At 57.8% G+C, this 23,297-nt stretch carries 22 protein-coding genes, 6 tRNA genes and 1 pseudogene; 19 read left to right on the top strand and 10 right to left on the bottom strand.

Features of this window, described 5'->3' with window-relative positions; translation table 11 throughout:
• Window position 1 precedes the first annotated feature (1 nt).
• The 6 genes from B9Z49_RS04450 to fliS all read left to right on the top strand — a co-directional run bounded on the left by B9Z49_RS04450 (window position 2) and on the right by fliS (window position 4,743).
• The gene (locus tag B9Z49_RS04450; protein ID WP_108352209.1) at window positions 2-1,519 is read left to right on the top strand and encodes a hypothetical protein; all 1,518 of its coding nucleotides are present in this window, start codon (window positions 2-4) and stop codon (window positions 1,517-1,519) included.
• Window positions 1,512-2,336 (top strand): MinD/ParA family protein, encoded by an 825-nt coding sequence (locus B9Z49_RS04445; protein WP_108352208.1) that lies wholly within the window; start codon window positions 1,512-1,514, stop codon window positions 2,334-2,336. The genes B9Z49_RS04450 and B9Z49_RS04445 overlap by 8 nt, the downstream gene beginning before the upstream one ends.
• Window positions 2,337-2,341: 5 nt before the next feature.
• Complete coding sequence (gene fliA / locus B9Z49_RS04440; RefSeq protein ID WP_233254501.1) at window positions 2,342-3,052, top strand: RNA polymerase sigma factor FliA; 711 nt, start codon at window positions 2,342-2,344, stop codon at window positions 3,050-3,052.
• Window positions 3,053-3,075: 23 nt separating this feature from the next.
• Complete coding sequence (locus tag B9Z49_RS04435) at window positions 3,076-3,597, top strand: hypothetical protein (protein ID WP_146188459.1); 522 nt, start codon at window positions 3,076-3,078, stop codon at window positions 3,595-3,597.
• A gap of 32 nt (window positions 3,598-3,629) precedes the next feature.
• Entirely contained in the window at window positions 3,630-4,229 is a 600-nt protein-coding gene (locus B9Z49_RS04430) for a hypothetical protein (RefSeq protein ID WP_108352205.1), read from the top strand.
• A gap of 91 nt (window positions 4,230-4,320) precedes the next feature.
• Window positions 4,321-4,743: a flagellar export chaperone FliS gene (gene fliS / locus B9Z49_RS04425; protein ID WP_108352204.1), complete on the top strand. Its 423-nt coding sequence runs from the start codon at window positions 4,321-4,323 to the stop codon at window positions 4,741-4,743.
• An 83-nt stretch (window positions 4,744-4,826) separates the two neighbouring features.
• Here the strand turns inward: fliS and B9Z49_RS04420 are convergent.
• The 3 genes from B9Z49_RS04420 to hemH form a co-directional block, all read right to left on the bottom strand.
• Window positions 4,827-4,903: transfer RNA gene (locus tag B9Z49_RS04420), tRNA-Arg, on the bottom strand.
• Window positions 4,904-4,995: 92 nt separating this feature from the next.
• A tRNA-Pro gene (locus B9Z49_RS04415) sits at window positions 4,996-5,072 on the bottom strand.
• 62 nt (window positions 5,073-5,134) lie between these two features.
• A complete protein-coding gene (gene hemH, locus B9Z49_RS04410; protein ID WP_108352203.1) occupies window positions 5,135-6,223 on the bottom strand; it encodes a ferrochelatase in 1,089 nt (362 codons plus the stop codon).
• A gap of 19 nt (window positions 6,224-6,242) precedes the next feature.
• On the opposite strand from hemH, the gene B9Z49_RS04405 reads away from it, so the two are divergent.
• Both B9Z49_RS04405 and B9Z49_RS04400 read left to right on the top strand, forming a co-directional pair.
• Window positions 6,243-6,950 (top strand): HAD family hydrolase, encoded by a 708-nt coding sequence (locus B9Z49_RS04405; RefSeq protein WP_108352277.1) that lies wholly within the window; start codon window positions 6,243-6,245, stop codon window positions 6,948-6,950.
• Window positions 6,951-6,960: 10 nt separating this feature from the next.
• On the top strand, window positions 6,961-7,611 hold the full coding sequence (locus B9Z49_RS04400) for a glutathione S-transferase family protein (protein ID WP_108352202.1): 651 nt from the start codon (window positions 6,961-6,963) through the stop codon (window positions 7,609-7,611).
• A 42-nt stretch (window positions 7,612-7,653) separates the two neighbouring features.
• Here the strand turns inward: B9Z49_RS04400 and B9Z49_RS04395 are convergent, their stop codons facing one another.
• The 7 genes from B9Z49_RS04395 to B9Z49_RS04365 form a co-directional block, all read right to left on the bottom strand.
• Window positions 7,654-7,956 carry an addiction module antidote protein gene (locus tag B9Z49_RS04395; protein ID WP_108352201.1) on the bottom strand — a complete coding sequence of 101 codons (303 nt, stop codon included), beginning with the start codon at window positions 7,954-7,956 and terminating at the stop codon, window positions 7,654-7,656.
• A 4-nt stretch (window positions 7,957-7,960) separates the two neighbouring features.
• Complete coding sequence (locus tag B9Z49_RS04390) at window positions 7,961-8,257, bottom strand: type II toxin-antitoxin system RelE/ParE family toxin (RefSeq protein WP_108352200.1); 297 nt, start codon at window positions 8,255-8,257, stop codon at window positions 7,961-7,963.
• A 41-nt stretch (window positions 8,258-8,298) separates the two neighbouring features.
• Window positions 8,299-9,084: a hypothetical protein gene (locus B9Z49_RS04385; RefSeq protein ID WP_108352199.1), complete on the bottom strand. Its 786-nt coding sequence runs from the start codon at window positions 9,082-9,084 to the stop codon at window positions 8,299-8,301.
• The gene (locus B9Z49_RS04380; protein ID WP_108352198.1) at window positions 9,081-9,302 is read right to left on the bottom strand and encodes a helix-turn-helix transcriptional regulator; all 222 of its coding nucleotides are present in this window, start codon (window positions 9,300-9,302) and stop codon (window positions 9,081-9,083) included. The genes B9Z49_RS04385 and B9Z49_RS04380 overlap by 4 nt, the downstream gene beginning before the upstream one ends.
• Window positions 9,302-9,868, bottom strand: coding sequence for a hypothetical protein (locus B9Z49_RS04375; RefSeq protein ID WP_108352197.1), 567 nt, complete (start codon window positions 9,866-9,868; stop codon window positions 9,302-9,304). The genes B9Z49_RS04380 and B9Z49_RS04375 overlap by 1 nt, the downstream gene beginning before the upstream one ends.
• Before the next feature lie 112 nt (window positions 9,869-9,980).
• Window positions 9,981-10,820 (bottom strand): presqualene diphosphate synthase HpnD, encoded by an 840-nt coding sequence (gene hpnD / locus B9Z49_RS04370; RefSeq protein WP_108352196.1) that lies wholly within the window; start codon window positions 10,818-10,820, stop codon window positions 9,981-9,983.
• Window positions 10,821-10,851: 31 nt separating this feature from the next.
• On the bottom strand, window positions 10,852-11,925 hold the full coding sequence (locus B9Z49_RS04365) for a squalene/phytoene synthase family protein (protein ID WP_233254500.1): 1,074 nt from the start codon (window positions 11,923-11,925) through the stop codon (window positions 10,852-10,854).
• An 85-nt stretch (window positions 11,926-12,010) separates the two neighbouring features.
• On the opposite strand from B9Z49_RS04365, the gene B9Z49_RS04360 reads away from it, so the two are divergent.
• The 11 genes and pseudogenes from B9Z49_RS04360 to B9Z49_RS22505 all read left to right on the top strand — a co-directional run.
• Window positions 12,011-13,147 (top strand): efflux RND transporter periplasmic adaptor subunit, encoded by a 1,137-nt coding sequence (locus B9Z49_RS04360; RefSeq protein ID WP_108352195.1) that lies wholly within the window; start codon window positions 12,011-12,013, stop codon window positions 13,145-13,147.
• A gap of 6 nt (window positions 13,148-13,153) precedes the next feature.
• Complete coding sequence (locus B9Z49_RS04355) at window positions 13,154-16,306, top strand: efflux RND transporter permease subunit (RefSeq protein WP_108352194.1); 3,153 nt, start codon at window positions 13,154-13,156, stop codon at window positions 16,304-16,306.
• 115 nt (window positions 16,307-16,421) lie between these two features.
• Window positions 16,422-16,508 (top strand) — tRNA-Leu (locus B9Z49_RS04350).
• A gap of 64 nt (window positions 16,509-16,572) precedes the next feature.
• Entirely contained in the window at window positions 16,573-17,886 is a 1,314-nt protein-coding gene (gene tig, locus B9Z49_RS04345; RefSeq protein ID WP_108352193.1) for a trigger factor, read from the top strand.
• Between the two features lie 120 nt (window positions 17,887-18,006).
• The gene (clpP, locus tag B9Z49_RS04340) at window positions 18,007-18,615 is read left to right on the top strand and encodes an ATP-dependent Clp endopeptidase proteolytic subunit ClpP (protein ID WP_108352275.1); all 609 of its coding nucleotides are present in this window, start codon (window positions 18,007-18,009) and stop codon (window positions 18,613-18,615) included.
• Window positions 18,616-18,722: 107 nt separating this feature from the next.
• Window positions 18,723-19,991, top strand: coding sequence for an ATP-dependent Clp protease ATP-binding subunit ClpX (gene clpX / locus B9Z49_RS04335; RefSeq protein ID WP_108352192.1), 1,269 nt, complete (start codon window positions 18,723-18,725; stop codon window positions 19,989-19,991).
• A gap of 99 nt (window positions 19,992-20,090) precedes the next feature.
• Window positions 20,091-22,514: an endopeptidase La gene (gene lon, locus B9Z49_RS04330; RefSeq protein ID WP_108352191.1), complete on the top strand. Its 2,424-nt coding sequence runs from the start codon at window positions 20,091-20,093 to the stop codon at window positions 22,512-22,514.
• A gap of 99 nt (window positions 22,515-22,613) precedes the next feature.
• Window positions 22,614-22,689 (top strand) — tRNA-Gly (locus tag B9Z49_RS04325).
• Window positions 22,690-22,735: 46 nt separating this feature from the next.
• Window positions 22,736-22,811 (top strand) — tRNA-Gly (locus B9Z49_RS04320).
• Between the two features lie 77 nt (window positions 22,812-22,888).
• Window positions 22,889-22,962 (top strand) — tRNA-Cys (locus B9Z49_RS04315).
• 112 nt (window positions 22,963-23,074) lie between these two features.
• Window positions 23,075-23,292 (top strand): annotated as a pseudogene (locus tag B9Z49_RS22505) (IS3 family transposase); the annotation flags it as partial.
• Between the last annotated feature and the right edge of the window lie 5 nt (window positions 23,293-23,297).

Below are 23,297 nucleotides of genomic sequence, written 5' to 3'. Positions count from 1 at the left end.
CATGGAACTCAAACGCATCCTCGCTCGCGACAGTCGCTCTGCCAACGAAAAGGCCATCCAGTTGTACGGATCGGACGTGTTGATCATCTCCACTCAGCGCCTGGACAATCAGACCGAGCTGATCGTGGCCGTGGACCTGGATGCCCAACCGGCGCCAGAAGTGTCCGCTCCGGCTGTTGTTGAGGCGAACGGCCAAGACGCAGCAGCGGCGCCTTTTGTGCCGTTTTCCAAGTTGTTCCAAAGCGCCAGCTCTTTAGCGCCTTTGTTGCCCGAGGCGGCGTCCTTGCCTGATCTGGGTCTGCTGCAGGGAGCGGCAGTGGCCGCGCCACAAGCCGTGGTGCCAGCCCCGGCGGTTAATGAGGTGGAGGCACAAGCTGAGCAACTGCGCCATGATGGCCAACGCAGCCAGGAAATCGTGGAAATGCTGCGCCAAGAAATAGCCGCGCTGCGCAAGGACTTCAGCCTGTCGCGACAGATGATGCCTTGGCAAGATGGCCTGCGGTTGTCACCCGCCATCCAGCAATTGTCTTTGGCCATGAGCGAAGTGGGTGTGCCCGCGGGCCTGCGCGCTTTGCTGACCGACAGCATCCAGGAGCTTGAGAGCGTTCAGGACGCTTGGCCCGTGATGGAGGGTCTGCTGGTCAGTGCTTTGAATCGTGCAGCCATGACGCCCCCTGAATCTGGCGTTCATGCCTTGTGCGGCCCTTCTGGTTCTGGAAAAACCTCCATGGTGGGTCGCTTGGCCTGCGCCGCAGCGCAAGTCCACGGAGTCGAAAACCAGGTCATGGTCAGTTTTGCCGATCAGCGCCCCGGTGCCTGGGCCCAGATGCAGTTGTTGGCGGCCCAGTCGGGTGTGGCTTGCATGCGCGCCGCCAACTCGGACATGTTACGTATCTTGTTGCAGGAGCTGGAAGGTAAAACGGTCTGGATCGACACATGCGGAACCGATTTCTGTGCCCAAGCCGAGTTGCTGCAAACCGAGCATCCGAAGGTTTTGCGCCATGCCGTGTTACCGGTTGATGCTACAGTGACCAGTGTGCAAAAGATTCTTCAAAATTCTGCTTTGAGCTGGTCCTCCTTGATGTTGAGCAAGGTGGACGAGGCCGCTTATCCTTGGGCGCTGATCAAGGGCTTGAGCGAGCAGCCCTTGGGGGTTTCCTGTGTGGCGGGTTCCAGCCGCATTGATCATGCGGCAGAGCCTTTTGATGCGTCGCGTTTGGTGCAATTGGCGCTGACCCCTTTGGTACAGCATATGCCGCTGGAGCCCGTTGCGCAGACCGCGATGCCTGTGCCTTTGTTGGAGCCTGTTACGCCCCATGCACCTGTCCGCGTTTCCCACGCCAAAAAGCCACCGGCTGCCAAAGCGCCTAAAACCCTCACCAAGGCTGCGAAGTTGCGTGGCAAAAACTTGGTGGATGAAGACATCGTGATCCCAACTTTCATGAGCAGCCTGCCCAAGACCCCCTCGCGACGACCCTCCACCAAAGCATCTTCTACCTTGAAAGTTGCGCATGGATAAGTCCATTTTTCCTCAGGTCATTGGTGTGGCCAGCGGCAAGGGGGGAGCTGGCAAAACCACGGTGTCCATCAATCTGGCGGTGGCCTTGGCCATGCGTGGCCACAAGGTCATGTTGCTGGACGCCGACCTGGGCATGGCCAACGCCCAAATTGCATTGGGTGCTTATGCCCCTTTCAATATCAGCCATGTGCTCAACGGCGAAAAAACGCTGGATGAAGTGTTGGTGACCACCAAGCAGGGCGTTCGCTTGGTGCCGGGTGCTTCTGGCTTGCGTGACATCGCGGCGCTGGGTACCCAGCAAATCGCCAGCATGGTTCGCGCCTTTGACGCCCTGCAAGAGCCCGTGGATTACTTGGTGGTGGATGTGGCGGCGGGCATCGCCCCGGCCGTGCTCGATTTCATGGCCGCTTGCCAGCGTCGTTTTGTCGTGGTGTGTGACCAGCCGTCGTCCATTGCCGATGCTTACGGCTTGATCAAGGTCATGGCCACCGAGCAGTCGCTGGATGAGATTTACCTGATCCCGAACATGGTGGGCAATGCGCACGAGGGAAGGCAATTGCACCGCCGCCTGAACGATGTGTGCAACCGTTTCCTGGGGGTTTCGGTCAGGTTTTTGCAGTCCATTGAGGCCGATGAGTTGGTCCTGCAGTCCTTGCGCAAGTACCAGTCGGTACTTGAGTTTGCCCCCGGCAGCGCCGCATCTCGCGATTTTCGGGCTTTGGCCGATGCCATCGATCGGCTACCGCCCGTGGATGGACCGTCGGGACGACTGCAGTTTTTCGCCGAGCGCATGCTGCGCGTCACTGCGCTGAGGTGATCAACGTGTCCAACTCCATATCTCTTTACGAACAAGTGGACAACCGCCACGAGTCATTGATTATCGAGCACATGCCGATGGTCAAGCGTGTGGCCATTCACCTGAAGGCCCGTGTTCCCCCCTTCATGGAACTCGACGAGCTGATCCAGGTGGGGATGGTCGGGCTGATTGAGGCCGCACGCTCGTTCGATCCAACAAAAGGTTTCGAGTTTGAGCATTTTGCATTGAGCCGTGTACGTGGGGCCATCCTGGACGAGGTGCGCAGGCAGTCCTTTTTGCCCCGCTCAGCTGTGGCTTTCAACAAAAGTGAAAACGAGGCGGTGCATGTCTTGGCCGCCGAGTTGGGCCGTGCGCCCACCCAGTCCGAGCTGGCCTTGTTCATGGGCAAGGAACTCGATGATTTCCAACGTGAACGTGGCCAGGCCAAGCGTTTCGAGACTTATTCCATGGAAGTGGTCAGCGACGAGGTCATGAGCATGCCGGGGGACAGCTCAATGCAGCCTGAGGTCATGGTGGAGGAGGCCCAATTCATGGACGCTGTCGTGGGCGCCATCGACGATTTGCCTGAGCGCGAGAAGCTGGTGATGAATCTCTACTATGTGGAAGAGTTGAACCTGAAAGAGATTGGTGAAGTGTTGGGCGTGAGCGAGTCACGGGTGAGTCAGATTTTGTCTACTGTGGTCAAAAAACTGCGACACACACTCCAGGTCGGATGAGGGAATGATAAAATTAAAAGACCATGGCGTCTATTTTTTCCCTTTTTTCCCAAAAAAATCCTGAAGAAGAAATGAGGAAGGCGCAAGCGCTTTTCGAAAAACTCATCGCTTCTGAATCGGATTCTCGAGAAAGCAGGAACTTACGCATGCGCATGGGTCTGCTGTGTCGTGCGCACCTGGACAAATCGTTTGTAACAGGCGCAGAACAAACGTCCGCCTGGCAGGAGTTGGCGTCTGTGGCCATCGCCAAAGGAAATGAGAAGCCGCCGGAGCCTGAACCTTCCTTGTTCCAAAAAATAAAGGCGGGCGAGAACGAGGTTTATGTTTACCTGCCCGAAGAGTATTCTCACGAAGCTTATTTTCTGGGTGGGCGCTATCAGCGCGCTGAAATTCCTGCGCTCAAGGCCATAGAGACCATGCAGGGCTTGGCCAATCAACTGTGCTACTACGAGTTGAAACTGGCTGAGCCTTTCCAAGTCTTGCAGTTTTTGCGGGATGAATTGGCCCAGTCACCCGACGATGAGGCCGCTTCAGGGATACCCTGAAGTCTTGACTTACGGATTTGGAGTGGACCCTTATGGATGCCTTTGTGTCTGCTTTGATGGCCATGGGCATCTTGGTGCTTTTGGTGTGCATCATTTACCTGCTTGACCGGGTCAACAACCTCGAAAAGCAAACCCGTCAGTTCAGCCAGTCGCTGAAATCTCAAAAAGAGGCGGTTCCATCAGGGCCTTTTGCAGGCTTGAGTTCAAAAAAGCTCTGGGATGCGATGACAGGCCGGGTGCCTGAGGGGTTCGACCCTGATCTGCTCGATGAAGTTCGTCTGGCCTATGAGATGGTTTTGCACAAGCACGTTGACGCGATTTTTCAAGAGGGCGTCAATGACGGTCGTATGGGCGCGATGGCTGAGCCCAAAAACACCAAGTTGATCAACACCGCTCGCGGTCCAGTGGAGTCATGGCTGCCCTCAGCACAGGTCAACACCCTTTACAAATGTGGCCTGGACAGTGTCCAGTTGCTTGCAGATCAGCTCGAAGCGGTTCGTTTTGCCCTTGATGAAGTGGGCCAAACCCTCTACGGCAAAGCGATGGTGAATTTGGCCCAGCCCTTGTCGGTCAGCTTGATGCCACGGCCTGGTGCCGAGATGCCCGTTCTGGTGCCCCCTCTGATGCCTTGAGTTTTTGTCCTTTGTTGCGTCTTGGGGGCTCAAGTTTCCTCCAGCCTTTCCGATACTGTTTGTACAAGCAGTTGATAAAAGGTTTTCCACCATGCGTGCATATTCAAGAGCGGCTCAAAGTTACGGTTCGGTACAAGTGGTGACAGGTGTTGCCACAGCTGACAATGTCCAACTGATCCAGATGCTGTTTGACGGCTTGACCGAAAGCTTGTCTTCGGCCAAGGGTCACATTCAGAACAACGCCATTGAAGAAAAGTCCAAAGCCTTGTCACGCGCAGGCCGCATTGTGGTGGGTTTGCAGGGGGCGCTGGATTTCGAGCGCGGTGGCGAGTTGGCTCAAAACCTCAACGAGTTGTATGCCTATGTGACCCGCCGCTTGCTTCATATCAATGCCTACAATGATCTGACAGCGCTCGAAGAAGTTCAAAGCCTCATCAAGGACATCACAGAGGCTTGGAAGACTCTGCCCAGCCTGCTGGGCCAGACTCAGCCAGCTGTGCGTTACACCAACTGAAGGGTTTGACCCTTATGACGCTGATCTTGATGGGGCAATCCTTAATTTTCGACGAGGCTAACGCTGAGTCAGGATTGGGGAAATGGTCTGCCCGACAGGGATCGAACCTGTGACCCACAGCTTAGAAGGCTGTTGCTCTATCCAACTGAGCTACGGGCAGAAATAAAACGCAGAATAAACACAAAAGGCCCTTGATGGGCCTTTGTTGTTGGTTTCAATGTGTTCAGTGCGCTGGTTGGGCATTGAATGAAATGGTCGGAGCGGCGGGATTCGAACTCGCGACCCTCTGCTCCCAAAGCAGATGCGCTACCAGGCTGCGCTACGCTCCGACTGATCGGTATTCTAACCCCCAAATGAGGGGGTCTCAGAGACGGTGGCCAAAAAAATCTGATTAGTTTTTGGCACCATGTGCCAATGCGCGTTCGCGGCTGGCAGCCAGCGTCTTGGTGTCGGGTGTTGACAAGTCCCAAGCCTGCATGTGGTCCAGGCTGATGTCGGCCAGGGCATCGATCCACTGCGCGTGGTTGTTCAGGCAGGGGATGTAACTGAAGCTTTCGCCCCCCGCGTGCAGATAGGCTTCCTTCGCTTCTTGCTGGATTTCTTCCAGTGTCTCCAGACAGTCGCCTGTAAAGCCAGGGCAGATCACATCCACCTTTTTCACGCCTTGCTGTGCCATGGCCACCAGTGTGGGTTCGGTGTAGGGCTCCAGCCACTTGGCTTTGCCAAAGCGCGATTGGAAGGTGAGTTTGTATTGGTCTTTGGACAGGCCGAGCGCCTCGGCCAGCAGGCGACCCGTTTTCATGCACTCACAGTGGTAAGGGTCGCCCAAGTGCAGGGTGCGCTCGGGCACGCCATGGAAGCTCATCACCAATTGTTCGGATTGGCCATTGGCAGCCCAGTGTTCACGAACCGTTTGCGCCAGCGCAGCGATGTAGCGCGGGTCGTCGTGGTAGTGGTTGACAAAGCGCATCTCGGGGATGAGCCGTGTTTTCAGGCCCCAGTGGTAAACGGCATCGAACACACTGGCGGTGGTGGTGCCGCTATATTGAGGGTAAGCAGGCACGATGAGCACCCGCTGAACACCTTCAGTCTTGAGTGCTTGCAGTTGCTCTGGAATGGAAGGCTGGCCGTAGCGCATGGCGTAACGCACGGTGACGCTGTGGCCGCGCTCTTGCAGGGTCGTGCCCAGCGACTGGGCTTGCTTTTCAGTAAAAACTTTGAGCGGCGAACCCCCCTCGGTCCAGATGCTGGCGTATTTGGCCGCCGATTTGGCGGGGCGCACGCGCAAGATGATGCCGTGCAGGATCAGCAACCAGATCGGTTTGGGGATTTCGACCACGCGGCTGTCGCCCAAAAATTCAGCCAAGTACTTGCGAAGCGCTGGCGCCGTGGGCGCGCTGGGTGTGCCCAAGTTGCAATACAGCACCGCCGTGCGGGGGGCCTGACCATGCTGGAAGGAGGGTTCTTTTTGGAATGCCATGCGTTATTCTCCCACCACCATGATTGACATTTCAAAAATCAAAGCCATTTCCCTCGATTTGGACGACACCTTGTGGCCCGTTTGGCCCACGATTGGCCGAGCCGAAGCTGCTTTGCAGGCTTGGCTGTCTGACCACGCGCCTGTTACGGCGGCCTTGTCAGCCGACTTGGCGTTAAAGCAGTCCATTCGCGCAGAGATCAATGCTCGCCATGCCGATCGGGCGCACGATCTGTCGTTTTTGCGCCTGCAGTCGATACGCGCCTTGTTGCAGCAAGCCGGTGACCCGGTGCACTTGGCTGAGGCCGCTTTTGAGGTGTTTTTTGCCGAGCGCCAGCGGGTGGACCTGTTTGACGACGCCTTGCCTGCCCTCGGTTTTTGGAGTGCCAAGTACCCGATCGTTGCCTTGTCCAACGGCAATGCCGACGTGCATCGCGTCGGCATTGGCCAGCACTTTCACGCCAGCGTGAGTGCCCAGTCTTTGGGAGTGGCCAAGCCGGACTTGCGTATTTTTGTGGCTGGCGCGGCAGCGGCAGGTGTACAGCTCCACGAGGTGCTGCACATTGGCGACGACGCGCACGCTGACTGCGTGGGCGCTTTGGCCGCAGGCATGCAGGTGGCCTGGCTCAACCGCGAAGGCCACGAATGGACCCATGGCGACATGCGCCCACATTTGGACGTGCGAGACTTGCACGCGCTGTGCGCCAGCTGGCCAGATTACCAACCCTGAGGAGACCGACATGACTTTGAAGATTTACGGCATTGGCCCATCGCGCGCTGCACGCCCCATCTGGACGGCTTTGGAGTTGGGTGTGCCGTTCGATCTCATTTCCACACCCTACGCGGGTGGCGCAACCCGCACGCCCGAGTTTTTGGCGATCAACCCGAATGGCCATATTCCAGTCCTGATCGACGAGCGTGCCGAGGGCGCCATCACCGTGTGGGAGAGCATGGCTTGCGCCTTGTATATCGCCCGTGTGCATGGCAAAGCCGACGGCCAAACGGTTGCGCCCGCCACGCCCCGCGAAGAAGCCGAGGCCTTGCGCTGGAGTTTTTGGACAGTGTCTGAGTTGGAGGCGGATGCGCTCACGGTGCTGATGCACCGCATGGCCATGCCCGAAGACCAGCGCAAGCCCGAGCTGGCGGATAAGGCCGAGAGCCGCCTGAAAGTGCCACTGGCCGTGCTGGAGAAACACCTGCAAGCCCAGCACGCCAAAGGCGAGGCTTACTTGGCCGCCAACCGTTTCACCGTGGCCGATGTATGTGTGGCCAGCGTGGCCAGCTGGGTGCGCCCGGCGGCTGCGTTGCTGGCCCAATACCCAGCGGTGTCGAGCTGGCTCAAAGTTTGTCTGGATCGGCCCGCGCAGGCTCAGGCACGGGCGATGAAGTGAGGACCTGAATCGTTGTGGTTGAGGCGAATGCCTTGTTGGTGATCAGGCCGTTTGAATCGCTTGCGCATGCAGCCGAATGCCCAAGGCCGAGGTGACTTTCAGGATCGTTGCAAAGCTGGGATTGCCTTCGCCCGAGAGGGCTTTATAAAGGCTTTCCCGGCCTAGGCCCGTATCCCGAGAAAGTTGAGACATGCCCTTGGCTCGGGCGATTTGGCCCAGTGCTTTGGCGATAAATGCAGCATCGTCTCCAGCTTCTTGCAGGCAAGCCTCCAGATAAAGCGCCATATCTTCCTCGGTTTTGAGGTGTTCGGCGCTGTCCCATTTGCGGAGCTTGAGTGTGCTCATGTCCTTACTCCTTCAATTGACGCGCGAGTTCGTGCGCCGTTGCAATGTCTTGGGTTTGACTGGATTTGTCGCCCCCGGCCAAAAGAATCACGATTTCCATGCCGCGCTGTGTGAAATACACGCGAAAGCCTGGGCCATGGTGGATGCGCATTTCGGACACACCTTCGCCCACTGCCTTGTAGTCACCGAAGTTGCCTTCTTCAGCGCGATCAATACGGGCCTGAATGCGCCTGGCCGTTTGTCGGTCCTTCAGGGACTCAAACCACACATCAAAGACTTCGGTGGTGTAAATCGTCTTCATGGCTGATTGTATCAATTGGGATACGAATTTAATGTCGGTGTTTATGGAGTTTGCTTTTGATTTGCGTATGCGGCTTCAAAGTCCATGCCTTTGTTCATGCGTTGAATGACTTGCAGCAAGCCTTGACTACCGACTTGGGCCAGCCAGGGGCGCACTTCGTGCCCGGCGGCGGCATAGACGGGGCTGAGAGTGGGTTGGCCTTGTGCCACGCGTTCAAAGTTTTTGTCGTCGCCAAAGCGGTGAACGCCAGCCAGCCATTGCTGCAAGGATTGGTAGGTGAGCAACTCGTCGCGAGTGGGCCGGGGGATGTCGGTGCTGATCAGAAATTGCCAATGGTTTTCTGAGTGCTCGGGCGCTTCGCTGATGGTCACGGCCAGACCTTCGTCAAACCACTGAGGCATGCGTTTCCAGGCCAGTAGTCTCAGGCGTGTGCTCATTTCTGCGTGTGACCATTCGTGTGCCAGAAAGTGCCAGTTCAACCCACGCTGCGACAGCAAGATGCGTTGGCCGAAAACCTTGGCAACTTCGTCGCGCCCGCCGAAGGAGGCATAGCAGTTTTCGGTGATGCAGGCCTGCACGGTGGGGCGTGCGCTGACGCTGCCGTAGGCCTTGAGGATGGCTGCTTCGGCGCGGTCCATGTCTGCGCGCAGTCGATCCCGCGTGGCTTCATCGGTTCCGGCCTCGACATACAAATGGGGCGCAATGGGGATCAGGCCAAATCTTTCAGGGGCGAGCAATTTGCCGCTTTGCGCCACGCTGTGCAGCATGCCGCAACCACTCAAGAGGGCCAAAGACAAAAGGAGTGTGAGGGTGCGCAGTCGGATCATGTTGCCTCGGGTGGTTGGGGTTCATGAACCAACAAATCCCCCGGCTGGCATTGCAAGACTTCGCAGATGCGCTCCAGCGTGTCAAAGCGAACGCCTTTGACCTTGCCGGACTTGAGCAGGGAAATGTTGACTTCGGTAATGCCGACGGCGGCGGCCAGGTCGCGTGAGCGCATCTTGCGGCGTGCCAGCATCAGGTCGAGTTGGACGACGATGGGCATCAGACAAACGCCTTGTTTTCTTCGGCGATTTCTGACATCCAAGCCATCAGGTACGACAGCATGAGCAAGACGCCGCAAATCAGCAGGCCCAGCAAGTCGCTGGGGTTGATGTTCCACAACCAAAGGCGTGATTCAGCAGGCAGGTGCAGGGTGTAGAGGTAACTGATGAATGGGCGGGTGAGGATGCTCAGCACGGTGCAGATCAGGCCCGCCCAGGCACCGCGCCGCAGCCAAGTGCTGGCCGTGGCGGTCAAGCTCATGTCGCTCAGCAAATGCCGTGAAGCCACCCACAAGCAAACGATGGCTGCCAATAAGATGGTCAACAGCGCCAAGTCCAGCGTCACCACGCTCCAGACTTGCCAGTCTTGAGCGTCGCTCATGTCACGTTGCCAGTAGTTGCCCAAGCGTTCCAAAAAGGCCGGTGTGCGCCGTAATGGCCGAACGATCAGCCAGAACACCCATGCGGTGTAAACGCAAGCCACGACCCGCAAGGACCAGATGACCGTGACGACTTTGCGGCGCAGTTTCGCGTTGTGGGTCGAAGTGAGTGATGTGGGTGAGTTCATGCCGTGCCTCCTTGTGAAAAGAGTGCATTGGAACTCAAAAATTAAATTTAAACAATAATAATTTATTGTTTTGTATTGAATTTTTATCGTAATAGGTTTGGGTGAATTCAGTTCAAAACCGCCCCAGCGCCTGCATCTTCCAAGCCAGCCACAGCTTGCGCAGCGGCGTGAGCGCAATGCGCTGGTGCAGCACCTGAAAGCCCGAGGCTTCGATTTCGCGCAGCAAGGTGCGGTAGATGCTGGCCATCATGAGGCCGGGTTTTTGGGCGCGGCGGTCGGCTGCGGGCAGCAGGGCCAGGGCTTCGTCGTACAGGGCGTGGGCGCGGTCGGTCTGGAACTTCATCAACGCGGTGAAGCGGTCTGAATAGTCGCGCTGCATCAGTTCGTTGGCTTTGACACCAAAGCGCTGCTGCTCGTCCAGCGGCAGGTAGATGCGCCCGCGCATGGCGTCTTCGCCCACGTCGCGGATGATGTTGGTCATCTGAAAGGCCAGGCCCAGCTTGTGGGCGTAGGCCGTGGTCGCCTCGTCTGTCTGGCCAAAGATGCGGGCGGCGACTTCGCCCACCACGCCTGCCACCAGGTGGCAGTATGTCGTCAGGCCTGCAAAGTCCAGATACCGGGTTTGGTTCAGGTCCATCTGGCAGCCTTCGATCACGGCCATCAGGTGGCGGCTTTCGATGCCGAAGGCGGGGGCCAGGGGCATGAGGGCGTGCATGACCGGGTGGCTGGGCTGGCCTGCGTAGGCTTGTATCACTTCTTTTTGCCACCAGGCGAGTTTGGTCGCGGCCACGCCGGGGTCTTTGATTTCGTCGACCACGTCGTCCACTTCGCGGCAAAAGGCATAAAAGGCGGTGATGGCCGCACGGCGCTCCGGCGGGAGGAAGAGGAAGGCGTAATAAAAGCTGCTGCCCGAGGCGGCGGCTTTTTGCTGGACGTAGTCTTGCGGGCTCATGGGCTGGGATTCTCGCATTCAAAGCGCCAGATCACGGCAGGGGCTCGCCGGACAATTTGCGAAATTCTTTTTGCAAAACGGCCGCAGACCCCAGGCCCAAGGCGATGCGCCACAGCAGGGCGCGCACTTCGTGGCGCGGCATTTTGACGCGCTGATTCAAAGCCGCAGGCCCGGCCTGGCGCAGCAGCGCCACGGTGCGCGCACCAATCAAGGCAGGCAGAGCGCTGGCCAGACGCAGCCGAAGCGGCTTGAGCGCCAGGGCGTAGCGCATGCCGTCGGCCAGTTGGGCCTGGGTGTGCTCCAGCCACTGGGTGTAGAGCGGGGCCAGGGCGTGCAGGGTGTCTGTATTTGGGGTTTGGGCCGCTTGCTCCAGCATGGCCGGGGTCAGACCCGCCTGGGCCAGGGTTTCGACAGGCCAGTAGCAGCGCCCGGCAGCCAAATCGGCGCCGGCGTCGCGAAGAATGTTCAGGCGCTGCAATCCCATGCCGTATTCCCGCCCAATGCGCATCATCTCGGCCTGGGGCAGCAGGCTGTAACCGGGCATGTGGCGGCCGCAGAGCTCGGTCCAAAATTCGCCCACGCAACCGGCCACCAGCCAGGTGTAGTGGGCCAGTTCGGCTTCTGTTTGCAAAGCCTGCAGGCCGGAGCCAAAGCGGGTCATGTCCAGCTGTTGGCCATGGGTGATGTGGCGCAGGACTTGGCGCACGCTGGTTTGGTCGGCTTTTGTCAGGGTGTGCAAAAGCGGCAGGCATTGCGGCAGGGCTTGCATCAGGGCGCGTTCGTGCGGGTCGGTTTGCTGCGCGGCAAAAGCTTGGGTGAGGCGGCTCAGTTCTGCTGTGCGGGTGGTACACGCTTGGTTTGCATCGATCGCTTGGCTCATCAGCGTCAGCAAATCTTGCCGTTCGGCCAAGGGCAGGGCCGTGGTGTCGGCCACGGTGTCGGTGGCGCGTGCCAACAAGTAGCCAATGGCCACCGGGGCTTGCAGGGCTGGGGGCAACAGGCGAATGGACAGGTCAAAAGAGCGCGAAACCTGCCGCAGAAGGTTTCGTTGCTCGGCGTTCAGTCCGGTGCGTTGTGGCCGCATCAATAGGGGGTGTTTGAACATGGTCAATCGCTATTGTCGCTTGACAGGTAGAACTGCTTTGAATAGATTACTAACCAGTCAGTCATTATTATTTATTGGAAATCCCATGTCTTCTTCCATGACACTCGCCGCCAGGCGAGTTTTCCATTTGTGCGCCTTCGCTGCCTGTTTGACCACTTTGTTGGCCTGCTCCAAATCCGAAGTGCCACCAGTGCCTTTACGCTCTGTCAAGTTGCTCACGGTGTCCGCCACCGATCTGGCTGTGGGCGGTGAGTTTTCCGCCGACGTGCGGGCGCGGGTGGAGTCTCGGCTGGGCTTTCGGGTGGGCGGCAAACTGGTGCAGCGGCCTGTTGAGGTGGGGCAACGGGTGGCCGCTGGGCAGTTGTTGGCCTTGATTGACGCGCAAGACTACCAATTGGCCGCGCAGGCAGCCCAAGCTCAGGTGAGCGCTGCGCAAAGCCAGCGGGATTTGGCCGCAGCAGACTTCAAGCGCTTTGAGGCCCTGACCGCACAAAACTTCATCAGCGGCGCCGAGCTGGAGCGGCGCGAAGCCGTTCTGAAGTCGTCCGAGGCGGCTTTGAACCAGGCCAAAGCTCAAGCGCAGGCGCAAGGCAACCAGGCTGGTTATGCGCGTTTGACCGCCAGCCATGCCGGCGTGATCACCGCCATCGAAGCCGAAGTGGGGCAGGTGGTCTCAGCGGGTCAACCCATCGTGCGCCTGGCCCATGATGGCCCGCGAGACGCTGTGTTTGCCGTGTCTGAGCAACTGGCCTTGGGCTTGAAAATCGGCCAAAGCATGACGGCCACATTGCTCAGCACGGGTCAGCCTTTGAAAGGGAAAATTCGGGAATTGGCCGCCAGCGCCGATCCGGTAACGCGCACTTATGCCGTCAAATTGGCTTTGGAGGCCTCGGCCAATTTGCCCTTGGGGGCCACGGTGAACGTCCATGCTGCCCCCTTTAGCGCTGGCCAAGCTGAGGTGATCAAACTGCCGACCAGTGCATTGCGCCAAGAGGGCGCGGGCAGCGCGGTGTGGGTGTTGGATGAGGCCAACATGACCGTGGACTTGAAACCGGTGCAAGTGGCCACGGTGGATGGCAACCAAGTGGTGATCAGTGGCGGCTTGCAAGCGGGCCAAAAAGTGGTGTCTGCGGGGGTGCATGTGCTGACCCCGGGGCAAAAAGTCACGGTTTACCTGGACCCCGCTGCCAAGGCTGCAGCACCTACCCCTTCGGGACGGTGATTGGCCATGGCAAGCAACGATACAAAGTTCAACCTCTCGCGCTGGGCCTTGGAGCACCCGGCCTTGACGCGCTACCTGATGGTGGCGCTGATGGTGCTGGGCATGGCTTCCTACTTTCAGTTGGGGCAGGACGAAGACCCACCGTTCACCTTTCGGGCCATGGTGGTGCGCACCTATTGGCCTGGGGCCACGGCTCAGCAGGTGGCCGAGCAGGTCACTGACAAGCTCGAACGCACCCTGCAGGAAGTCCCTTATTCGGACAAGATCCGCAGTTACTCCAAGCCGGGTGAGTCGCAAATCATTTTGGAGCTCAAGGATTTCTCTAAACCCAACGAGGTGCCGCAGGTTTGGTACGCTGTGCGCAAAAAGATTGGCGACATGCGTGGCACTTTGCCGCCGGGTGTGGTGGGTCCGTTTTTCAACGACGAATTTGGCGATGTGTATGGCGTGATTTACGCCCTCAGCAGCGATGGCTTCAGTTTGGCCGAGGTCAAAGTCCAAGCCGACCGCATGCGACAAACCCTTTTGAGGGTGCCCGATGTGGCCAAGGTCGAGTTGTTTGGCGTGCAAGACGAAAAGGTATTCGTCGACGTTTCGCAAAAAAAGATCTCGCAAATGGGCTTGGACTTGGCTTCGGTCTTGGCGCAACTGAGCCAGCAAAACGCGGTCGAGTCGGCGGGCACCTTGCAATCGCCCCAAGACGTGGTGCAGGTGCGTGTGGGCGGGCAGTTTCAAAATCTGGACGATTTGCGGGCCATGCCGATTCGTGGCGGCTCGGGCACGCAGTTGCGATTGGGGGACTTTGCCGAAGTCAGCCGGGGCTATGTGGATCCACCCATCGTCAAAGTGCGACACGACGGTGAGCAAGTCGTTGCGCTGGGTGTCAGCATGACCAAGGGCGGGGACATCATCGCCTTGGGCAAGGCCTTGAAAACCAGCACGCAGCAGTTCGAGGCCCAGTTGCCGGCGGGCATTACGCTCAAACAGGTGCAAGACCAGCCTTCGGCCGTGTCCAACTCGGTTAATGAGTTCATCAAGGTCTTGATCGAGGCCGTGGTCATTGTGCTGGCCGTGAGCTTTTTGGCGCTGGGTTTGCACAAACGCCCGGGTGAAAACCCCTTGTGGCGACGCTGGACGCTGGATGTGCGTCCCGGTTTGGTGGTGGGCATCACCATTCCGCTGGTGCTGGCGGTGACCTTTTTGGCCATGAATTACTTTGGCATCGGGCTGCACAAAATTTCTCTGGGCTCGCTGATCATAGCGCTGGGTTTGCTGGTGGACGACGCCATCATCGCGGTCGAGATGATGGTGCGCAAAATGGAAGAGGGCTACGACAAGTTGCGCTCGGCCACTTTCGCCTACGAGCTCACAGCCATGCCGATGTTGACGGGCACCTTGATCACCGCCGCAGGTTTTTTACCCATTGGCTTGGCCAAGTCGGTGACGGGTGAATACACCTTTGCCATCTTTGCGGTGACCGTGATCGCCTTGATCGTCAGTTGGGTGGCGTCGGTGTATTTTGTGCCTTACTTGGGCGCATGGCTGCTCAAACCCCCAGCGCATGCCGTGGCTGAGCACAGCCACGACAGCGCCGAAATGTTCAATACGCCTTTTTACCGACAGTTTCGCGCTTGGGTGACCTGGTGCGTCACGCACCGCTGGAAGACCATCGGAATCACCATCGCTTTGTTTGTGCTGGGCATCGTGGGCATGGGCAAGGTTCAGCAGCAGTTCTTCCCTGACTCCAGTCGCCCAGAAATTCTGGTGGACTTGTGGCTGCCTGAAGGCGCGCCTTTTGGTGCGAGTGAAGAAGTGGCCAAGCGGGTCGAAAAACGCTTGGCCCAAGAACAGGGCGTGAGCTCAGTGACCACCTGGGTGGGCTCGGGCGTGCCCCGTTTTTACCTGCCCATGGACCAGGTTTTCCCGCAAAGCAACGTGTCTCAATTGATTGTTTTGCCCAAAGATTTGCAGGTGCGAGAAGCCTTGCGTATCAAACTGCCCGCTTTGTTGGCGCAAGAGTTCCCGGAGGTGCGTGGACGCGTGAAGCTGCTGCCCAACGGGCCACCCGTGCCTTACCCGGTGCAGTTTCGGGTGGTGGGCACCGAACCTTCGGTTTTGCGCCAAAAGGCCGAAGAGGTCAAAGCCGCCATGCGATTGAACAACAACACCCGCGGCGTGAACGACAACTGGAACGAGTCGGTAAAAACCGTGCGCCTGGAAGTGGACCAAGCCAAGGCCCGTGCCTTGGGCGTGACCAGTCAGTCCATTGCGCAGGCTTCGCGCACCTTGCTGTCGGGCACCCCGGTGGGCCAGTTCCGTGAGGGGGACAAGCTGATTGACATCGTGTTGCGCCAACCTCTGAACGAGCGAGATGCTTTGTCGGATTTGGGTCAGGCCTATGTGCCCACCGCTTCTGGTAAATCGATTCCATTGCTGCAGATTGCCAAGCCTGTGTTGGGCTGGGAGCCAGGTGTGATGTGGCGTGAAGGCCGCCAATACGCCATCACGGTGCAGTCGGACATCGCCGAAGGCTTGCAAGGCGCTACGGTCTCGGCGCAGATCAAGCCTGAACTGGACAAGCTGCAAGCCCAATGGGCGGCCAAAGGTGAGCTGGATTACCGTATCCAAGTGGCGGGCGCCGTGGAGCAAAGCTCCAAAGGCTCGGCCTCCATTGCAGCGGGTGTGCCCATCATGCTGTTCATCACCTTCACTTTGCTGATGTTGCAATTGCAAAGCTTCAGCCGCTCGTTGTTGGTGTTCTTGACAGGCCCTTTGGGTATGGCAGGTGTGGCCGCATCTTTGCTGGCCTTGGACCGCCCGTTTGGCTTTGTGGCCTTGTTGGGGGTGATCGCGCTCATGGGCATGATCCAGCGCAACTCGGTGATTTTGATCGACCAGATCGAGCAAGACCGTGCTGCGGGGGTGGAGCCGTGGATGGCCATTGTCGAGTCGGCTGTGCGCCGTTTGCGCCCCATCGTGCTCACAGCCGCGGCCGCTGTGCTGGCCATGATCCCGCTGTCGCGCAGCGTGTTTTGGGGGCCAATGGCCGTTGCCATCATGGGTGGCCTGATCGTGGCTACGGCTTTGACTCTGCTGGCGCTGCCGGCCATGTACGCGGCTTGGTTCAGAATTGAGCGCCCAAATCAAGCCAGTGCCTGAATCTGATCCACTGAAGCGGCTAAAATAGAAAGTTGACCGATTTCAACCGGGCGGTCAGGTGCGTCGATGGGCTTTCGGGCCGTGATACGGACCTGTCGCCCTTTTTGTTTGGACTGCGCGGGTGGCGAAATTGGTAGACGCACCAGGTTTAGGTCCTGACGGTGGCAACACTGTGCGGGTTCGAGTCCCGCCCCGCGCACCAACCGACTTGTGGACAAAGGGGCAACCCGGCGGCCTGAGAGACATTCAATTAACCGAGAACGACGATGACTGTGACTGTTGAAACCCTTGAGAAGCTGGAACGCAAGATCACCCTGACTGTGCCCGTGACGGCCATTCAGTCCGAAGTGGACGCACGCCTTAAGAAAATGGCCCGCACGGTCAAGATGGACGGTTTTCGTCCCGGCAAAGTGCCCATGAACGTGGTCGCCCAGCGCTATGGTTACTCGGTTCAGTACGAAGTGATGAATGACAAAGTGGGTGAGGCCTTCTCGGTGGCCGCCAATGAAGCACAAGTGCGCGTCGCCGGTCAACCCCGCATTTCCGAAAAAGAAGGCGCGCCTGAGGGGGAGCTTCACTTTGAAGCCATCTTCGAGGTGTACCCCGAAGTCAAGCTCGGCAACTTGGCTGACTCCGAAGTCGAAAAATTGACCGCCGAAGTGTCTGATGCTGCCATCGACAAAACCGTGGATATCTTGCGCAAGCAGCGCCGCACCTTCGCTCAGCGCTCTCAAGACACGGCTGCCCAAGACGGCGACCGCGCGACCATCGACTTCGAAGGCAAGATTGACGGCGAAGTATTTTCTGGCGGCAAAGCCGACGACTTCCAGTTCATTCTGGGTGACGGCCAGATGCTCAAGGAATTTGAAGACGCCGTGCGCGGCATGAAGTCCGGCGAAAGCAAGACTTTCCCGATGGCGTTCCCCGCCGACTACCACGGCCAAGATGTGGCAGGAAAAACTGCCGACTTCATGGTCACAGTCAAGAAAATTGAAGCCGCCAATTTGCCGGAAGTCAACGAAGCCTTGGCCAAGTCCTTGGGCATTGCTGACGCCTCTGTGGACGGCCTGCGCACGGACATACGGAAAAACCTCGAGCGCGAAGTGAAGTTCCGCTTGCTGGCCCGCAACAAACAAGCCGCCATGGAGGCTTTGGTGGCCAAGGCCGAGCTGGATCTGCCCCAGTCCATCGTGCAAAACGAGATAGAGCGCCTGAAAGATGGCGCCCGTGCCGACCTGAAGCAACGCGGCATCAAGGACGCCGACAAGGCCCCCATCCCTGACGACATCTTCCGTCCCCAAGCCGAGCAGCGCGTGCGTTTGGGCCTGGTGGTGGCCGAAGTCGTGCGTGGCAACACCCTGCACGCCAAGCCCGAACAGATCCAGGCCCACATTCAGGAGTTGGCCTCCAGCTATGAGCGTCCAGACGACGTGGTGCGTTGGTACAACAGCGACAACCAGCGCATGGCCGAAGTCGAGGCCGTGGTGATCGAGAGCAATGTGTCCGAATTTGTGTTGGGCCAGGCCAAAGTGGTTGAAAAAGCCATCTCGTTTGAAGAACTGATGGGTCAGCAGGCCTGATCGGTTTTGATTCCCTCGAACAATGGGGCTTGTGCCGAGCTTGTGGTTCGGCTGACAAGCCCCATCTCATTGGGGACTTGATCACTCAGGTTAAAGTCCCATTCATATTTTGGAGAAATGATGAGCACATTGGACATCACAAGCTTGGGCATGGTCCCCATGGTCATCGAGCAGTCGGGCCGCGGTGAACGCGCTTACGACATCTACTCGCGTTTGCTCAAGGAGCGCGTGATCTTTTTGGTGGGCGAAGTCAACGACCACATGGCCAACGTGATCGTGGCCCAGTTGCTGTTTTTGGAGAGCGAAAACCCTGAAAAGGACATTTCGTTGTACATCAACTCTCCCGGCGGCTCGGTGAGTGCGGGCATGGCGATTTACGACACCATGAACTTCATCAAGCCCGATGTGTCCACGCTTTGTAACGGCATGGCCGCCAGCATGGGCGCGTTTTTGTTGTCTTCAGGGGCCAAGGGCAAGCGCTTTTCGCTGCCCAACTCCAAGATCATGATTCACCAGCCCTTGGGCGGTGCACGGGGTCAAGCCACCGAAATCGAAATTGCTGCCCGCGAGATCGTCAAAACCCGAGCTCAGTTGAACCGCATCCTGTCCGAGAACACCGGTCAGCCGCTGGAAAAAATTGAGTTCGACACTGAACGTGACTATTATCTGTCTGCCACCGAGTCCAAAGACTACGGTTTGATCGACGAAGTCATCTCCAAACGCGCTTGAGGGTGACCGGCTTTTCCGGCGCTCTGGCTGACGGCGTTGACCTCTAAAGGTGAACGCCGTTTTTCTTTCGTTATCATTGACGAATTTCGGATTCCGAGGCGACATTTATGGCCGATAAAAAAGGCTCAAGCACTGAAAAAAACCTGTTCTGCTCCTTTTGCGGCAAAAGCCAGCACGAGGTCAAAAAGCTGATCGCAGGGCCGTCGGTATTCATTTGCGACGAATGCATTGATTTGTGCAACGACATCGTGCGCGATGAGTTGGCCTCCACCACCACTGCGGGTGAGGGCGCCAAAGAGGGCTTGCCCACTCCTTTGGACATCAAGACCAACCTTGACAACTACGTGATTGGTCAGGAGAAAGCCAAACGCAGCCTGGCGGTGGCGGTGTACAACCACTACAAGCGACTGAAACATAAAGAGGGTGCCAAGAAAGACGATGTTGAGTTGGCCAAGAGCAACATCTTGCTGATCGGCCCCACAGGCTCGGGCAAGACCTTGCTGGCCCAAACCATGGCCCGCATGCTGGACGTGCCCTTTGTCATGGCCGACGCCACCACTTTGACCGAAGCCGGTTATGTGGGTGAGGACGTTGAGAACATCGTCGCCAAATTGCTGCAGACCTGCAATTACGACGTCGAGCGTGCCCAGCGCGGCATCGTCTACATCGACGAGATCGACAAGATAACCCGTAAGTCAGACAACCCATCGATTACCCGTGACGTGTCGGGCGAGGGCGTGCAGCAAGCCTTGCTGAAATTGGTCGAAGGCACCATGGCCAGCGTGCCCCCGCAAGGCGGGCGCAAGCACCCCAACCAAGATTTTTTGCAGATCGACACGACCAACATCCTGTTCATTTGCGGCGGTGCGTTCGCGGGCCTGGAAAAAGTCATCGAAAACCGCACCGAATCCGGCGGCATCGGCTTTGGCGCGACCGTCAAGAGCAAAAAGCAACGCTCCCTCACCGACGTCTTCAACGAAGTTGAGCCGGAAGACCTGATCAAGTTCGGCTTGATCCCCGAACTGGTGGGCCGCTTGCCGGTGGTGGCCACTTTGGCAGAGCTCAGCGAAGATGCATTGGTGCAAATTTTGACCGAGCCGAAAAATGCGGTGGTCAAACAGTTCACCAAATTGCTGGCCATGGAAGGCGTCGAGCTGGAGGTGCGCCCCAACGCCCTCAAGGCCATGGCCCGTAAGGCGCTGGCCCGCAAGACCGGTGCCCGAGGTCTGCGATCCATCATGGAGCAAGCCCTGATAGACACGATGTTTGAATTGCCCAACCAGGCGAACGTTGAAAAAGTGGTGGTGGACGAGTCGGTCATCGACGACAACAAGCCGCCGCTCCTGGTCTACCGCGAGTCGGCCAAGCAGGCCTGACCCACAGAGGCCGTACCGCCATGAATACCCTTTTTCAGCAATGGGTTGAAATCGAAGGTACTGCATCCATGTGCTTTGAATTGACCCGAGGGACACACCATGTCTGGACACACACCTTTGCCGCCCACTCTGATTGAATTGCCCATGTTGCCGCTGCGCGACGTGGTGGTGTTCCCTCACATGGTGATTCCGCTGTTTGTGGGCCGCCCAAAAAGCATCAAGGCGCTGGAGTCGGCCATGGCCGCTGAGCGCCGCATCATGTTGGTGGCCCAAAAGACGGCCGCCAAGGACGAGCCGGGTGTTGAAGACATGTTCGACGTGGGCTGTGTCTCTACCATCTTGCAGATGCTCAAACTGCCCGACGGGACCGTGAAGGTGCTGGTCGAAGGTCAGCAACGCGCCTTGGTCAAGTCCATCGTGGACGGCGAAGCTCATTTCGTGGCCGCAGTCATTCCGGTGGACCCGGTTTCCGAGCAGTCCGATGACAGCAGCGAGATCGAGGCCTTGCGCCGCGCCGTGATGCAGCAATTTGACCAGTACGTCAAACTCAATAAGAAAATTCCACCAGAAATCCTGACCTCGATTTCCAGCATCGACGACCCCGGTCGCCTGGCCGACACGATCGCAGCTCACTTACCGCTCAAGTTGGAAAACAAGCAGCAGGTGCTTGACTTGGCCAACATCAAATCACGTTTGGAAAATCTGTTTGCCCAGTTAGAGCATGAGGTTGACATTCTGAATGTGGACAAGCGCATCCGTGGCCGTGTCAAACGCCAGATGGAAAAAAACCAGCGCGACTTCTACCTGAACGAGCAAGTCAAGGCCATTCAGAAAGAGCTGGGTGACGGAGAAGAGGGCGCGGACATTGAGGAAATCGAAAAGAAGATCAAGGCCGCCAAGATGTCGGCCGAGGCCCGCAAAAAGGCCGATGGTGAGCTGAAAAAACTCAAGCTCATGTCACCCATGTCGGCCGAAGCATCCGTGGTGCGCAACTACCTGGACGTGCTCGTTGGTCTGCCGTGGGGCAAAAAGACCAAGCTAAAGCACGACCTGGCCAACGCGGAAGAGGTGCTCAACCAGGACCACTTCGGCCTGGACAAGGTCAAAGACCGGATCCTGGAATACCTCGCGGTGCAGCAGCGCGTGGACAAGGTCAAAGCACCTATCTTGTGCCTGGTGGGACCACCCGGCGTGGGCAAGACCTCGCTGGGTCAATCCATCGCCAAGGCGACTGGGCGCAAATACGTGCGCATGGCTCTGGGTGGTATGCGTGACGAGGCCGAAATTCGCGGTCACCGCCGCACCTACATTGGCGCCTTGCCCGGCAAGGTGCTGCAAAACCTGAGTAAGGTGGGTGCCAAGAACCCGCTTTTCTTGCTCGACGAGATCGACAAACTGGGCACGGATTTTCGGGGTGACCCGTCCAGTGCTTTGTTGGAAGTGCTGGACCCTGAGCAAAACCACACCTTCGGTGACCATTACGTCGAGGTCGACTTTGACCTGAGCGATGTGATGTTCGTGGCGACCTCCAATTCGATGAATATTCCCTCGGCACTGTTGGACCGGATGGAAGTGATCCGTTTGTCGGGTTACACCGAAGACGAAAAAACCAGTATTGCCATGAAGTATTTGCTGCCGAAGCAAATGACCAACAACGGCGTTAAGGATTCCGAGCTGCAGGTGACCGAAGAGGCCGTGCGCGATGTGGTGCGTTACTACACCCGCGAAGCCGGTGTGCGCTCTCTTGAGCGCGAATTGGGCAAGATCTGCCGCAAAGTTGTCAAGGCTTTGCTGCTCAAGCAAATGACGCCCCAGGTGGTGGTGAACGAGAACAACCTGAACGACTTTTTGGGGGTGCGCAAGTACACCTACGGCCGCGCCGAGCAAAAGAACCAGGTGGGCCAGGTCGTCGGATTGGCATGGACCGAGGTGGGCGGCGATTTGCTGACCATCGAAGCAGCTCTGATGCCTGGCAAAGGCGTGATTACCCGCACCGGTTCGCTGGGCGATGTGATGAAAGAGTCTGTTGAGGCTGCACGTACCGTGGTGCGCAGCCGCTCTCGCTTCTTGGGCATCAAGGACGAGGTCTTTGAGAAGAAAGACCTCCACATCCACGTGCCCGATGGCGCCACGCCCAAGGATGGCCCGAGTGCAGGCGCAGCCATGACCACGGCCATGGTGTCGGCCATGACGGGCATTCCGGTGCGTGCCGATGTGGCCATGACTGGTGAAATCACGCTGCGCGGCGAAGTCACGGCCATTGGTGGTCTGAAAGAAAAATTGCTGGCGGCATTGCGCGGTGGCATCAAGACCGTGTTGATCCCCGAAGACAACGTCAAGGACTTGCAGGACATTCCTGAGAATGTCAAAAACGGTCTGGAAATAGTGCCCGTGAAGTGGATCGATCAGGTGTTGGAGGTGGCTTTGGAAGCCAAGCCCACGCCCTTGAGTGACGAAGAGGTGGCGGCAGCCGCCTTGACTGCGGTGCCTGCAACGGCCAAAGCAGAGGCGGTGAAACATTGACGCAAAATTTTCAGGCCCGCCTCCAAGTCGGCCTGAAATTGAATTACAATTTGATCAATGCAGCGGACAAGGCATACAATGCCAAGTTCACTGAAATACGCGGGAATAGCTCAGTTGGTAGAGCGCAACCTTGCCAAGGTTGAGGTCGCGAGTTCGAGCCTCGTTTCCCGCTCCAAATATCCGAAAGAAGTACCAACATCTTTCATATGATTTCTCAATGTGCGGGAATAGCTCAGTTGGTAGAGCGCAACCTTGCCAAGGTTGAGGTCGCGAGTTCGAATCTCGTTTCCCGCTCCATTCAAAGTTTAAATACCCGTTGAATTTTGAACCATTGATTCATCATTGATCAGTTTTAGTCAGTCTTGACTGACCATGGCGCGATAGCAAAGCGGTTATGCAACGGATTGCAAATCCGTCGAGCCCAGTTCGACTCTGGGTCGCGCCTCCAAACAAAAAACCGTTACTGCTCGCAGTAACGGTTTTTTTATTTGCACTTTGCATAGTTTTTGCGGCGCACTAGGGTTGTGCCCTTGAGGCAGCGTGGTTGCAACTGCGACAGCGCTATGGGTGAGACGATCAATGGGCTTTGCAAGGCCGAATTGCCCCCCCGTAAGCCTTGTAAAACCAAGAAGGCACTGTGCTGGCCACCTTGGAATGGTTGGAATGTTTCAACCATCACCGAATGCTCAGAGCCATTGGGCATATGCCACCTGCTGAAGCTGCTGCGAACGATGACCGACAACTTGCCCGGAAGAAAGATGCCGAGGTCTCAAATTAAGCCAA

Source organism: Limnohabitans sp. 2KL-51 (genome assembly GCF_003063645.1).
Classification (GTDB): domain Bacteria; phylum Pseudomonadota; class Gammaproteobacteria; order Burkholderiales; family Burkholderiaceae_C; genus Limnohabitans_A.
Note: the sequence above shows the minus strand (reverse complement) of the source record. Positions and strands in the feature narration are given on the sequence as shown.